12 protein-coding genes are annotated in these 12,291 nt (G+C 32.5%); 5 read left to right on the top strand and 7 right to left on the bottom strand.

The genetic code is table 11. From position 1 onward, the window contains the following. Positions 1–65: 65 nt before the first annotated feature. The 5 genes from AB3G39_RS05835 to AB3G39_RS05815 all read right to left on the bottom strand — a co-directional run bounded on the left by AB3G39_RS05835 (position 66) and on the right by AB3G39_RS05815 (position 5,870). Positions 66–305, bottom strand: a complete 240-nt coding sequence (locus tag AB3G39_RS05835) for a PspC domain-containing protein (protein ID WP_369752465.1) — start codon at positions 303–305, stop codon at positions 66–68. A 66-nt stretch (positions 306–371) separates the two neighbouring features. Continuing rightward, positions 372–1,643: a DUF2851 family protein gene (locus tag AB3G39_RS05830; protein WP_369766223.1), complete on the bottom strand. Its 1,272-nt coding sequence runs from the start codon at positions 1,641–1,643 to the stop codon at positions 372–374. Positions 1,644–1,719: 76 nt separating this feature from the next. Next, on the bottom strand, positions 1,720–2,202 hold the full coding sequence (locus AB3G39_RS05825; RefSeq protein ID WP_369766222.1) for a 3'-5' exonuclease: 483 nt from the start codon (positions 2,200–2,202) through the stop codon (positions 1,720–1,722). 164 nt (positions 2,203–2,366) lie between these two features. Next, positions 2,367–3,728 carry a pyridoxal-phosphate dependent enzyme gene (locus AB3G39_RS05820; RefSeq protein WP_367771766.1) on the bottom strand — a complete coding sequence of 454 codons (1,362 nt, stop codon included), beginning with the start codon at positions 3,726–3,728 and terminating at the stop codon, positions 2,367–2,369. A 195-nt stretch (positions 3,729–3,923) separates the two neighbouring features. Continuing rightward, a complete protein-coding gene (locus tag AB3G39_RS05815; protein WP_369766221.1) occupies positions 3,924–5,870 on the bottom strand; it encodes a putative porin in 1,947 nt (648 codons plus the stop codon). Between the two features lie 173 nt (positions 5,871–6,043). On the opposite strand from AB3G39_RS05815, the gene AB3G39_RS05810 reads away from it, so the two are divergent. Then, positions 6,044–6,703 (top strand): ribonuclease HII, encoded by a 660-nt coding sequence (locus AB3G39_RS05810; protein ID WP_369766220.1) that lies wholly within the window; start codon positions 6,044–6,046, stop codon positions 6,701–6,703. Here the strand turns inward: AB3G39_RS05810 and lipB are convergent, their stop codons facing one another. After that, the gene (gene lipB, locus AB3G39_RS05805; RefSeq protein ID WP_369752469.1) at positions 6,704–7,423 is read right to left on the bottom strand and encodes a lipoyl(octanoyl) transferase LipB; all 720 of its coding nucleotides are present in this window, start codon (positions 7,421–7,423) and stop codon (positions 6,704–6,706) included. It lies immediately after the preceding gene. A 166-nt stretch (positions 7,424–7,589) separates the two neighbouring features. Next, entirely contained in the window at positions 7,590–8,321 is a 732-nt protein-coding gene (locus tag AB3G39_RS05800; protein ID WP_369766219.1) for a hypothetical protein, read from the bottom strand. Between the two features lie 214 nt (positions 8,322–8,535). Between AB3G39_RS05800 and lysS the strand changes: the two genes are divergently transcribed. The 4 genes from lysS (at position 8,536) to AB3G39_RS05780 (ending at position 12,193) form a co-directional block, all read left to right on the top strand. Next, positions 8,536–10,239, top strand: a complete 1,704-nt coding sequence (lysS, locus tag AB3G39_RS05795; RefSeq protein WP_369769741.1) for a lysine--tRNA ligase — start codon at positions 8,536–8,538, stop codon at positions 10,237–10,239. Between the two features lie 117 nt (positions 10,240–10,356). Next, positions 10,357–10,821 carry a hemerythrin domain-containing protein gene (locus AB3G39_RS05790; RefSeq protein WP_367754891.1) on the top strand — a complete coding sequence of 155 codons (465 nt, stop codon included), beginning with the start codon at positions 10,357–10,359 and terminating at the stop codon, positions 10,819–10,821. A 246-nt stretch (positions 10,822–11,067) separates the two neighbouring features. Beyond that, a complete protein-coding gene (locus tag AB3G39_RS05785) occupies positions 11,068–11,553 on the top strand; it encodes an RNA polymerase sigma factor (protein ID WP_367754893.1) in 486 nt (161 codons plus the stop codon). Next, entirely contained in the window at positions 11,537–12,193 is a 657-nt protein-coding gene (locus tag AB3G39_RS05780) for a hypothetical protein (protein WP_367754895.1), read from the top strand. Before AB3G39_RS05785 ends, AB3G39_RS05780 begins: the two co-directional genes overlap by 17 nt. Positions 12,194–12,291 lie beyond the last annotated feature (98 nt).

Raw genomic sequence — 12,291 nt, 5'->3', positions numbered from 1 at the left:
TAGTCATAAATAGAAAAAGGGATTATAAAGTGTCAAAGCTTTATAATCCCTTTTTTTTATTTTTTTTACAAATCAAATACAGAGGTTCTTTTTGCGCGAATTAAATCTTTAAGCCTAATCCAAAAGGCCAAAGTTAAATAGACACCAAACCAAAGACCAGCTGTAACAAAAGAGATGTAAATAAAAAAAAGGCGAACACTTGTTACTCGCATTCCTAATTTATCAGCTAATCTTGAAGATACATGGAAACCATATTTTTCGAAAAAATATTTAAGTTTAATTACTCTAGCAATTTTTTGAGCCATTATCTATTTTATAAAATTGAATTTAGCAAAAATACGATATTATTTCTGATCTTCTAAACCAAAGAATTAATCTTGTTTCATCAACTCCATTCCCACTGCGCAATCTAAACACTTACTTTTTGAACAATATTCATTTTTAAGTTGCAATAATGACTGAGTTTCAAAAGCATTTGAAGTTTTTAATCCAAAAGAAGTAAACTTATCTATAATCGCATTTTTCTCTGGATGAACATCCATAACTAACTGGATTAGATTTTCAGAAATTTCTTTACCAATACTTTTTGCATACGCAAATTGAATAGGAATGATTGTATTTATAATCAATAAATCGACAAAGGCTTTAGATAATGTTTTCTTTTTCTTTGGACTTTCCTTGTCAAATTGATAATGATTCTCCCAATACTTTGAAGAAGCAATCTGAAATAAATCATAACAACTTTCAACTGAATTGAGATCAGTAATTTTAGAAAATAAATTATGTCTAGACTGATATAAATTAGCTAATTGAGAAAGTCGTATCGTTGGAAAATTATCGGGTCGGTGTTTAAAAAACTGAACTGGTGCCAGATTCATTTTATCTATTTGATACTTGTGCAGCAAATAAAAATACCTGATTTTTAAATCTTTAAAATAATTATCTTCCTTTTCGGAATCGAGTAGTCCAGCATTTCCAAAGAGTAAGGCTTCTAAATTTTCGACCTCCGCACTTTCTTTTCTAATGATAGTAAATGGAATTGATTTGGCATTTTGGTAAAAAACATCGCCATTCGTATTCAACCCAAAATTCTTAGCCAATAGACTAAATAAAACGGCTTCCCAATCATTATTGGTTTGTTCCAATAATTCATAAATAGGCTTGGATTTTCTTTCTAATCGTTCAAAAAACAAACGCTCTTGCCAATTTTTCAATGTAAACTCGCTTATCTCTTTTAACTGTTTTTCGCAATAAATCCAAGATTTAGGAGCCATTAAAGATTGATAATTAGCAACCGTGTTCTTATCTACATATTGACAGAGTTCTAAAACAGGAATTTCGGTATTGTCTTTCCTAAAGATTTCGGTATCGTGTTCCCAAACGACATGAAGAATCACGTTTTCATAACCCGCATCTCTTTCATGATGATGCACATACCAATCAGAAGATTTAAGATGGATCTCCACATTACCAGCCCATTTTTGATTGCCGATGGTAATTTGAGCATTAAAAAAATCCGGTCCTGCTAATTCTAAATATTGGCCAACATGAGTAATTGTAACCTCTTCTTTATTTGAAGTTTTTAAATTTAAAGTATCAAACTTCTTGAATTTCCAGAGGTAGTGCAGAAAATCTTCTTTCATCTTAAAGCCTTGTTGTTAAGAGACTAAAGTAATGAAAAAATAGTTCCGTTTCACTTAAAGGATGAAATTGAGCATCTTATCTCATCATATATAGTTTAGCACAAGCTCGAGCATCTGACAATGCTTCGTGATGATTTAAAGCAATATTCATTGCTCGGCAACAATCACTTAATTTTGTCGGTTTTAACCCTTTGGCTTTATAGATTTTTACGGTACATTCCCAACGAGAGGCAATATTTAAATCTTCATAATTTAAATTGTAAAGTGCCATCGATTTAGCCAATACATTCCTGTCAAAACTTTCATTATGAGCAACCACTACTCTATTTTGTAATCGTTTTTGAATTTCGGGATAGACTTGAGCAAATGTTTTTGCATTCAATGTATCACGTGGATATATTCCATGAACTTGAATGGTAAATGGAGAATATAAATTATTGGGAGGCTTGATCAAAGTAACAAACTCGTCCACAATTATTCCGTTTTCTACGGTAACAATACCTACAGAGCAAGGATGGAATGCAGTTGCGGTTTCAAAATCTATGGCAGTAAAAGTCATTTGTAAATTATAATTATAAGTAAGCAATTATCAACAACGAATTTATATAAATTAATTAAAAAAACTCGTTTTAGAAATTAAAAAAGCCACGAATTTAAAATAGAACACAAAATTAATTTATGCTTATCTATGTAATTCGTGGCAAAAAAAAAATTGGTTTGAAATTATTTTATTGATCCAATAATATCATATTTGGTAATTATATGGTGTTTCCCGTTTCCTAAATCAATCAAAACAGCTGCGTTTTCTCTAGAGAATAATTTAGATACTGCTTCAATAGTAGTCCCTAACTCCACAATTGGATAGGGTTTCCCCATGATCTCACGAATGGGTCTATCAGCGGTATTTTTATCGCTTACATAACTTTGAAACAAATCAGATTCATCAAGAGAACCTACAAATCCAGTAATATCCATTACAGGAATTTGAGAAATTTTATATTGACGCATTCTTTCAATAGCATGAGAAACTAATTCTTCAGTTCGTGCAACAATTAATGGTTTATCAATATGATCTTTGATAACATCTTCTGCTTTAGTAACTGTCTCTTCTAGGAATCCGCGTTCGCGCATCCAGTCATCATTAAACATTTTACCTACATAACGACTTCCTGAATCATGAAACAACACGACTACTACATCGTCTTTCTTAAAATGTTCTTTGAGTTGCAATAATCCTTTTACGGCTGCACCAGCCGAATTTCCAACAAATATTCCTTCCTCTAATGCAATTTTACGCGTATAAACAGCTGCATCCTTATCGGTTACTTTTGTAAACCCGTCAATTAAAGAGAAATCAACATTTTTAGGAAGTATATCTTCGCCAATTCCTTCCGTGATATAAGAATAGATTTCGTTTTCGTCAAAAATTCCAGTTTCATGGTATTTTTTAAAAACAGAACCATAAGTATCGATTCCCCAAATCTTAATATTTGGATTTTTCTCTTTTAAATATTTTCCTACTCCTGAAATCGTTCCTCCTGTTCCTACACCCGAAACAAAATGAGTAATCTTACCTTCTGTTTGTTCCCAAATTTCCGGTCCCGTTTGTTCGTAATGTGCTATGGCATTTGATGGATTATCGTATTGGTTTACGTACCAAGAATTAGGAGTTTCCTCCGCTAATCTTTTAGAAACAGAATAATATGATCTTGGATCTGTAGGCTCTACATCAGTAGGACAAACCACTACTTTTGCTCCCACAGCGCGTAGAATATCCATTTTTTCTTTGGATTGTTTATCAGAAATCACACAGATTAATTTGTAGCCTTTTATAATTGCTACTAAGGCTAATCCCATTCCTGTATTTCCAGAAGTACCTTCAATAATAGTTCCGCCTGGTTTTAGACGGCCGTCCGCTTCGGCATCTTCAATCATTTTTACTGCCATTCTATCTTTTACAGAATTTCCTGGGTTGAAGGTTTCCACTTTGGCAAGTACTAAAGCGTCTATTCCTTCGGTTACTTTGTTCAATTTAACCAAAGGAGTATTTCCTATTGTACCTAATATATTTTCAGCGTAATGCATTTGATTTTATTTTAATAATTGCAAAATGTTATAAATGTAGTCGCAAAGATAGCATTTTGTTATAAAATAGCATCAATTAGTCTGTTTTGCGTTCGTGATAAAAGCGACATCCTCTACTTGCTCCCTTTAAGCAAGTGGCAGCTATAGCGGATAGCAGGATGAAACGCCCAAGAAAAACTTAAAATCGAATGGGAATTAGTTAAAGAAGTTCCAGATTAAACCAAAGCGAACTGTGAAATCACGATACGGACTATTGGGTGCTGAATAGAAGTTATTTCCTGTAAAAGAAGAATTAAAATGCTCTGCTTTGAAGTAGATTCTTGTTCGTTGAATGCGAGCATTAACGAAAAAATCAACATTAGGATAATTACCAATTTCTTTTTTATTTTGAACAAAAAATTCTCCAATAACCGGATTATAATCATTCGCCAAGTAGCTTGTAAAATAATTCAATGTGAAACCAGTTTGCAAAAACAACGCTTTTTTGAACAGGTAATTAGTATAATAAATGGTGTTTCTAGTCACTATTTCGGGAACATTTAAAATAGCATCTTGTTGATCTGCTTTTTGGTATAAAACGGTATTATCTAAAGCAAATCTCCCGAATTTAAATTCCTTACTCGCTTTAACAGAAATGTAATTTATCGTATTACCATATTGTTTTGGCGTTACAATTTGCTGGCTGTCATCAGTTGCTGTGTTTTCAAAATACAAGTGATCATTTAATGTCATTAATTGAAGAGAAGCTTCAATCCATGGCGTCGACGCATTGGCAGTTATCGAATTTATTTTTTCGTTTTTGAAATCATTCGACCAGTTGTAATTTATATAACTACTTTGATATAAGTTGTAATTATCGTTTGGTAGTTTATTTAAGTTTTGGTATCCAAATGAAAATTGATAATCATCATTCATTTCATAATGCAACTTAGCATCTAAATTCGACAACGATTGATTTGTAACCGATCTTGAATACAAGAATTTTCCGTTCCATTTATTTTTTTGATATTCGTATTGCCCACCTGCACTATTAATATTTCTAGACAAAGAAGCAGGAACGGTTTTAGTATCAAAAATCAATATTTGATTGTAGTAATAATTCGATCTAAAATCATCGGCAAAAAACTGAAATTTACCTAAAGTCGTATTCTCATAAACCAACCCCACTTTATTATACATTTTATTGTAATGCGTTTGATCATTGATTCCAGAACTTACAAAAGAATCCCCAAATCTATAAACAATTGAAGAACCTACTGTAGAAGGAACCGTAGCTTGATTGTATTCGAAAAACTTATTTTCGTAATTGAATTGATGGGCAACATATAAATTATTTTCTCCCTTGGTTGGATTCACTCTGAAAAAATGATCCACAAAAAAACGTTTCCCTTTTAAGAAGGATTTGGCATCATTGAAATAAACCTCCAATCGTTGTCTATTATCGTATTTAGGATCTTCGCTTTCAAAATCAGAAATGGTTGTTATACCCCCATTTTCTTCATTTAAAATATCTTGATATGTAAAATGAGCATTGGCAACATAGCGGTTATTTAGCGTGTTGTAACTTGTTGTGAATCTAAAATTTCCTGTACTAGCCAACTGATTAATATATTTTCCCTCAGAACGCAATCCTTTATAAGCGATAGAAAAATTGAGTCTAGGTGACGTATTTATAGCAAAAAAAGCATCCAGAGATTGTCCTTTTTGCATAACCGATTTGAAGTACAATTCAGTTACTGGAGTTGCTACAGAGCTGTATTTAATTTGATTGGCTTCCAAAAAATTAAAATGTTTTGCCTTGAAACCAAATTCTGGATATGGAGAAAACTCTGTTAAACTATATTGAAGTGTGTTATAGGTTTGCCCTTCATTAGAAAAGGGTAAAAGTCCAAAAATGTCTTTTCGTAAATAATTAAACGAATATTCTCTTTTAATAGTAAGAGCAGTATCAAGATAAGTGGTATCACGTTCTATGTTTATAAAACGGTACATATCCATCGTAGCTACTTTTTGAACTTTAATTGAATCTGATTCTCTTTGATATTTATTATTGTTGTTATTATTGCCGCCATTTCCTGAATTTACTTGAGAAAACAAAAGAGTAGGAAATATTATGAAATATAAAAAAAAGAGGATTCTCATTGAAACGGATATATAATTAGGGCTATTATTTTCACACTAGTAATACGAGCAAAGGTAAATGATAAAATCATATAAAAAAACACCATAATTTACAGACTTAATATTGCAAATATTTAAAATAACGAAACATTATTAATAAAATTTCATAACCTTTGTTAAACCAAAAAAATAATATGCTTGCACTTAATTTTTCTAATTTTATTCTAGAAACTGGAACCGATGAAGCGGGACGTGGCTGTCTCGCTGGTCCTGTAACTGCGGCTGCAGTGATTCTACCACAAGATTTCGAAAATACAACCTTAAATGACAGCAAGCAGTTAACCGAAAAAACGAGAGAAAAACTAAGGCCTATTATCGAAAATCAAGCTGTTTCATTTGCTGTAACTCATTTGTATCCCAATGAAATTGATGAAATAAATATCTTGAATGCTTCGATGAAAGGAATGCAAGAATGTGTTTTGAAATTAAATCCAGTCCCTGAATTTATTATTGTTGATGGCAACCGGTTATTGAATGCAAAACTGGGTTTAAAAAGTACTTTTGGAAAGCAATTTTCAAAAACTGAAATTGAATTATTAAAATCAATTCCGAATCAAAGCATTGTAAAAGGAGATGCTAAATTCATGAGTATTGCTGCGGCTTCCGTTTTGGCCAAAACGTATCGGGACAAGTATATGAATGCCATTCATGAGGAATTCCCCATGTACAATTGGAAAAAAAACAAAGGCTACCCAACTAAAGAACATCGAGAAGCAATTAGAAAATATGGGGTAACTAAATACCACCGAATGAGTTTTCGATTATTGCCGGAACAGTATAAATTTGATCTATGATTAACGATTGATGATTTCAGATTTCACGAAAGTTGCATCAAATAATTGTGAGAAGTGTTTCAAAATTTTACCTTTAACTTCCTCTTCATCTACTCTTTCAACTCCCAATTCTACTTGTAAAGAAGTGACTGCTTTGCCTCGAATTCCGCAAGGAATGATGTTGTCAAAATATCCCAAATCGGCATTGACGTTTAAAGCAAATCCATGCATGGTTACCCAGCGCGAAGCACGAACACCCATAGCACATATTTTTCGTGCAAAAGGAGTTCCAACACCTAGCCAAACTCCAGTTTCTCCTTCGCTTCGTCCACATTCTAAACCGTATTCTTGAAGTGTAAGAATAATAGATTCTTCCAGAAAACGCAAGTATTTATGAATGTCAGTAAAGAAATTTTCTAAGTCTAAAATAGGATAACCTACAATTTGTCCTGGCCCATGATAGGTAATATCACCACCACGATTGATTTTGTAGAAAGTAGCTCCTTTGTCTTCCAATTGTTTTTCGGATAACAATAAATTACTCAAATCCCCACTTTTCCCTAATGTATACACATGCGGATGCTCTACAAATAGAAAATAATTGGGCGTTTCTAATTCCAGTTCTTCTCTCCTATTCTTAATTTTTAAATCTACAACGCCTTTAAACAATTCTTCTTGGTATTCCCAAGTTGCTTTGTAGTCTTTATTTCCTAAATCTTGAAGTTGGATTGTTTTATTCATTTTTTGAAGTCTCAAATTTTCAGAGGTACAAAGGTACAAAGTTTTTAAGAATGAATAAGTTGTTTTCTATTACACATTTGTCAAGTCGAGCGCAGTCGAGACCAACTAGATGAGTCTCGACTGCGCTCGACTTGACAAGAAAAACGATTTTTTAAGTTCAACATCGTTACTCTAAAACTACTTCCAAATTAGTAATCTCAGGATTTTGAAGACAATCTGTTAATAGAAAATGCAATTCCAATGATTTTTTGTCTTCGCTAATTATTGCCTTTGTGTTCGAAACAGATTTTATTTTTTTAGGGAAATGATAACGTAAAACATATGGCTGACTTATTTTTAAATTAGAAAACCGAATTTTTAATTCGGCTATTTTATCCTGCTGTTTTTTTAATTCAGCTTCATCAGTAATTTTTACCATTCTTTTAAAATGACTTCCGTCAAAAGTATAACTGACATTATAATAATGTTCTTCGGCAGATAAAGCATAATTATGTTCTAAATCATCTGCATATTCTTGAGTTTTATATAAATCAGGCACTTCTTGCATATTATTGAAATCTAGATTCATCTTTGTTCGAAATTCTTTCTCATAAGAACTATTCTTAATATGAACCTGAACTGCTGCATATTTTTGAAAAATAGCTTTTTCGAATGATGGAAGTTTTAAAAAATTCTCCAAATATTTATTTATGTAATCCTTAAAAATATAAGTAGTGTCTTCAAATTTCTCCTCTTTTGAATAATTTTCACCAGACAATTGCATATAACTATTTTCGTCCCGTAGCGATTCCGTTTCTATTTTACCAGAGCCATCTTGGTTTAAATAAATAGTTTCTGTTATTTGGCAACTAGTTAAGGATACCATTAAAATGAGAAGTAGATATATTTTAGTTTTCAAGTTTTTAAATTTGGATTATAAATTAGTATCGAATATAGTATAATTACTCGAATCCCTAGCCCAGATTAAAGTGGAAATCCTTTAGTTTTTTTCTTTAAAAAACTAAAGATTGTAACGGAAAGCTGGAAAATGCTCCAAAAAAAACTTTGCTCCCATAAAACTTTGCGATTTTGCGACTTATAAAGTATCTTTGCGCTCTTAAAATCAGCATAAAATGGCATTATCAGAACAAGAAATTATCCGTAGAGAAAAACTACAAAACTTACGTAATTTGGGAATAAACCCTTATCCAGCTAATCTTTTTCCAGTAAATCATACTTCGAAGCAAATAAAGGAAAGCTTTGAAGAAGGTAAAAAGGTCATTGTTGCTGGGCGTTTGATGAGTGTGAGAGATCAAGGAAAAGCTTGTTTTGCTGAACTACAAGATAGCGAAGGGCGCATACAATTGTATGTGAATCGCGATGTATTGTGTGAAGGTGATGATAAAACATTATACAATCAGGTATTTAAAAAATTAACTGATTTAGGTGATTTTATTGGTATTGAAGGAGAATTGTTTACTACTAAAGTAGGCGCACAATGTATTCGTGTGGATGGTTTTACTTTCTTGAGCAAAACATTACGTCCGTTGCCTTTACCAAAAGTAGACGAAGACGGAAAAGTACACGATGCTTTTAATGACGCTGAATTACGTTACAGAATGCGTTATGTGGATTTAACTGTGAATCAAAATGTGAAAGAAACGTTTATCAAAAGAACAAAAATGTTCAATGCGATGCGTAATTTCTTCAATGATAGAGGATATCTTGAGGTGGAGACTCCAGTTTTACAACCTATTCCTGGTGGAGCAGCAGCACGTCCGTTTATCACACATCACAACTCGCTCGACATTCCGCTTTACATGCGTATTGCAAACGAATTGTATTTGAAAAGATTAATTGTTGGTGGTTTTGAAGGAGTTTATGAGTTTTCTAAAAACTTCAGAAATGAAGGAATGGATAGAACCCATAACCCAGAATTTACCGCTATGGAAATATATGTAGCCTATAAAGACTACAACTGGATGATAGAATTTGCCGAAGATCTTCTAGAGCATTGCGCCATTGCTGTTAATGGAACTAGTGAAGCGACTTTTGGAGAACACACTATCAACTTTAAAGCACCTTATGCTCGCGTTACTATGACTGATTCTATCAAACATTTTACTGGTTTTGATATTTCAGGAAAAAGCGAAACGGAACTTTTTGAAGCGGCTCGCGGAATGGGAATTGAGGTTGACGCTACCATGGGTAAAGGAAAATTGATTGATGAGATTTTTGGTGCTAAATGTGAAGGGAATTACATTCAGCCAACATTCATCACTGATTACCCAAAGGAAATGTCTCCACTTTGTAAAGAGCACCGTGACAATCCAGATTTGACGGAACGTTTTGAATTAATGGTTTGTGGTAAAGAAGTAGCCAATGCGTATTCAGAATTAAACGACCCAATTGACCAAAGAGAACGTTTTGAAGAGCAATTAAAACTAGCTGCAAAAGGAGATGATGAAGCAACTGAATTCATAGACGAAGATTTCCTTAGAGCATTAGAATACGGAATGCCTCCTACATCAGGAATGGGAATTGGAATGGACCGTTTAATTATGTTCTTGACTAATAATGCCTCTATTCAAGAAGTATTGTTGTTTCCACAAATGCGTCCAGAGAAAAAACAAATTGTGGTGGAGCTTGAAGCAGATGAAAAAACAATTGTTGCTATTTTAGAAGCAAATGATAACCAAATGGAATTTGGTTTACTAAAAATAAAATCAGAATTGAGCGGTAAAAAATGGGATAAAGCCATGAAAAACCTTTCTTCACTTGGAATGACCGAAGTAGTTGTTGAAGGTGATGTTAAAGCGTGCCGATTGAAAGGATAATAGAGATACAAAAAGGAGTTCCAATTGGAACTCCTTTTTTATTTTAAGGAAAGATCAATATTACTTCTTGATAAATATACTAGTCCTATATTTTAAAGAATTATAAACAAAGTCATTATGTCAGAATCATTACCTATTAAACGAGCTAAAGAATTACAATCCATTACTGTTCATCATCATAACGGATTACTTTTAAGCAGGAAAATTAGAATTGGATTTAACAAAAAAATAGAGCCAAAACGAATTAAGAAATATGTAGATTGGTATTATGAAAATCAAATAGTCCCACATTTACAACTGGAAGAAGAACTTCTTTTTCCTATTTTAGGCAATCAAAATGAATTGATTAAAAGAGCTTTGACAGACCACCGCCGATTAAGGCGTTTATTCAAAAAATCAGAACAAATTGAAAAAACGTTAGTCCAAATTGAAGAAGAAATAGAATCACACATCCGCTTTGAAGAACACACTCTTTATGCTGAAATTCAAAAATTTGCATCGGTAGAGCAACTAACTGAAATCGAAGAAGCACATTCAAAAATGGCCTTTATAGAAAATGAAGAAGATCAATTCTGGAATTAACAATTCAGTACTTATTCAGATTAAAAAATGAGTTTGAGAACCTTTTCAAACTCATTTTTTAATTCATAAACTTTCACTAAATGCCATACAAAAAATTGTGGTAGCGTATAAAAACAAATGCTAAATCAAATTACTCCTCTACTAAAAAAGCGAGCTTAAAATTTAGCCTTTTTTGATAACTTTAAAAAAAAAATCTTTTTACCTGTAATAATTCTAAACTTTAGCCACTAATTAAGAAAAAACATAGTGAGTAGCGATTTTTACACCACATTCATTTTACCGTATTCAGGAATCATTATCAAGATTTGCAGGGCGTATACTAACACCCAAGAGGATTTTGAAGATTACTACCAAGAAGTTTGTTTACAGATTTGGAAAAGTCATGCTAATTTCCGTGAACAATCAGAATGGTCTACTTGGATTTACAGGATATCATTGAATGTGTGTTTGACTTTACTGAAGAAAAAAAAGAAACATCATTTCGTTTCTGATGCTATGCCTGACGAGGCAATAGAGGACAGCCGTTCTTTTGTAGATGAATCTCTTAACCAACTCTTTCAAGCCATCAGACAATTATCTGAAATTGACAGAGCAGTCATTATGCTTTATTTAGAAGAAAAGTCGTACCAAGAAATTGCTGAAATTATTGGAACAAACCAAAACAACATTGGGGTGCGCATTAAAAGAATTAAAGAACGCTTAAAAAAATTATTAGATGGAAAAGTCAATTGAAACAATTTGGAACGAAGGTTTTTTGAAAAATGATGCTTTAATAGCACCAAAATTGAATGACCTCTACAATCGAAAGTCGATAGATATAGTAGAACAATTTAAAAGAATGTATAAAATAAATCGGATTGCAGTTCTTGCATTTGCCTTTATCATTTTACCTATTTCTTTTTTAGTCAAAATACCCTATATGGGTATCGGAATATTTATTTTATTTAATGTATTAGCTGCTATTGCTGATAAATTTGGTAAAAGTTTAGACAAAATAGACAAAACCGTTAGCAGTTACCAATACCTCCTTTCGTTTGACAAATGGACAAAAGAAATGGTTTCAGTAAACACTAAGTTGTCAACTTTTTTATATCCTTACGTATTCATAATCATGGTTTCCGGTTTTTGGTTTGGAAGCATTGGAGGAGACGTTCCGGGTGACAGACTTTTAAACTATTTGCTTTTGGAATACCCCAACACCTATTTAATCTTAGGCTTTCCCCTAATTCTAATCATCATAGCGATTACTATTATTAGTTTATTAGCCTATTTCGGAGGGAGAATCGGGAAATGGGATTTGAATCTCGTATACGGAAGAATATTAAAAAAGCTAGATACTATGCTGGCGGATATGGCAGAACTAAAAGCCTAATTATTTTTTTTAACAACCAATACATTAAACAAGTTTTTGAGAATCTCAATTTCAGAAGATAAATAAAAAAAGCGGCTTGAAAATTCAAGCCGCTTTTT

It is taken from the genome of Flavobacterium sp. WC2416, from assembly GCF_041200095.1.
Taxonomy (GTDB): Bacteria; Bacteroidota; Bacteroidia; order Flavobacteriales; family Flavobacteriaceae; genus Flavobacterium.
This window is presented reverse-complemented; position numbering and strand designations above follow the sequence as displayed.

Coding starts and splice junctions, on each gene's coding strand:
- AB3G39_RS05830 (WP_369766223.1), bottom strand. CDS start 1,643: ATGAAAGAAGATTTTCTGCACTACCTCTGGAAATTCAAGAAGTTTGAT.
- AB3G39_RS05820 (WP_367771766.1), bottom strand. CDS start 3,728: ATGCATTACGCTGAAAATATATTAGGTACAATAGGAAATACTCCTTTG.
- AB3G39_RS05780 (WP_367754895.1), top strand. CDS start 11,537: ATGGAAAAGTCAATTGAAACAATTTGGAACGAAGGTTTTTTGAAAAAT.
- AB3G39_RS05810 (WP_369766220.1), top strand. CDS start 6,044: ATGCTTGCACTTAATTTTTCTAATTTTATTCTAGAAACTGGAACCGAT.
- lysS (WP_369769741.1), top strand. CDS start 8,536: ATGGCATTATCAGAACAAGAAATTATCCGTAGAGAAAAACTACAAAAC.
- AB3G39_RS05815 (WP_369766221.1), bottom strand. CDS start 5,870: ATGAGAATCCTCTTTTTTTTATATTTCATAATATTTCCTACTCTTTTG.
- AB3G39_RS05835 (WP_369752465.1), bottom strand. CDS start 305: ATGGCTCAAAAAATTGCTAGAGTAATTAAACTTAAATATTTTTTCGAA.
- AB3G39_RS05790 (WP_367754891.1), top strand. CDS start 10,357: ATGTCAGAATCATTACCTATTAAACGAGCTAAAGAATTACAATCCATT.
- lipB (WP_369752469.1), bottom strand. CDS start 7,423: ATGAATAAAACAATCCAACTTCAAGATTTAGGAAATAAAGACTACAAA.
- AB3G39_RS05825 (WP_369766222.1), bottom strand. CDS start 2,202: ATGACTTTTACTGCCATAGATTTTGAAACCGCAACTGCATTCCATCCT.